The organism is Actinomyces sp. MRS3W (assembly GCF_032465695.1).
Classification (GTDB): Bacteria; Actinomycetota; Actinomycetes; order Actinomycetales; family Actinomycetaceae; genus Actinomyces.
Genome location: NZ_JAWDJJ010000318.1, coordinates 1 through 926 on the forward strand (window position 1 = coordinate 1; position 926 = coordinate 926).

At 72.7% G+C, this 926-nt stretch carries 1 protein-coding gene; it reads right to left on the reverse strand.

The window, feature by feature from the left end:
• The coding region (locus RWX45_RS12035; protein WP_316023957.1) for a BadF/BadG/BcrA/BcrD ATPase family protein at positions 1 to 811 on the reverse strand (811 nt) is incomplete at its 3' end.
• Positions 812 to 926: the final 115 nt, after the last annotated feature.

Consider the following 926-nt stretch of genomic DNA (forward strand, 5'->3'; position numbering starts at 1 on the left):
GGCGGTCGGAGATCTCGCTCAGCGGCGTCGTCTCCCCGTCGGCCAGGAGGGCGGCGCCGACGGCGACGTACAGCTGGGCGTCGTCGGGGCAGGTGAAGGAGTCGACCTGGTCGGCCAGGGTGCGCTCGAAGGCCCGGCGCAGCTCGGGCAGGAAGTGCAGCGGGCCGCCGAGGAACATGACGTTGCCGCGGATGGGGCGGCCGCAGGCCAGGCCGGCGATGGTCTGGGTGACGACGGCCTGGAGCACGGAGGCGGCCAGGTCCTCGCTCGCAGCGCCCTGATTGATGAGTGGCTGGAGGTCGGACTTGGCGAAGACGCCGCAGCGCGAGGCGATGGGGTAGAGGGTTTTGTAATCCGCGGCCAGTGCGTTGAGGCCGGGGGCGTCGGTGTGCAGCAGCTGCGCCATCTGGTCAATGAAGGCGCCGGTCCCGCCCGCGCAGGTGCCGTTCATGCGCTGCTCGGGGGTGGGGTGGAGGTAGGTGATCTTGGCGTCCTCGCCGCCGAGCTCGATGATGACGTCGGCCTCGGGGTTCTTCGCCTGGACGGTGCGGGTCTCGGCAATGACCTCCTGCACGAAGGGCAGGCCCATGAGGTTGGCGAGGTTAAGTCCGGCACTGCCGGTGACGGCGCCGCGCACGCTCGCGCCGGGGAAGGCGGCGGCCACCTCCGCCAGCAGGCGGGAGACCTCGCCGCGGACGTCGGCGTTGTGGCGGCGGTACTCGGAGAAGACGGGTTCGGGGAAGCGCTCGCCGGGGACCGGTTCGGGCAGGAGCACGAGCTTGACGGTGGTGGAGCCGATGTCCAGGCCCATGCGCAGGGGCACGGCCGCGTCGGCGGCGCCGGTATCAGCGCCGGCGGCCTCGACATCAGCGTCAGCGGCGCCGGGCGTCGCCGCGGAGGAGTGGGCGGCGGGGACGGGTGCGGCG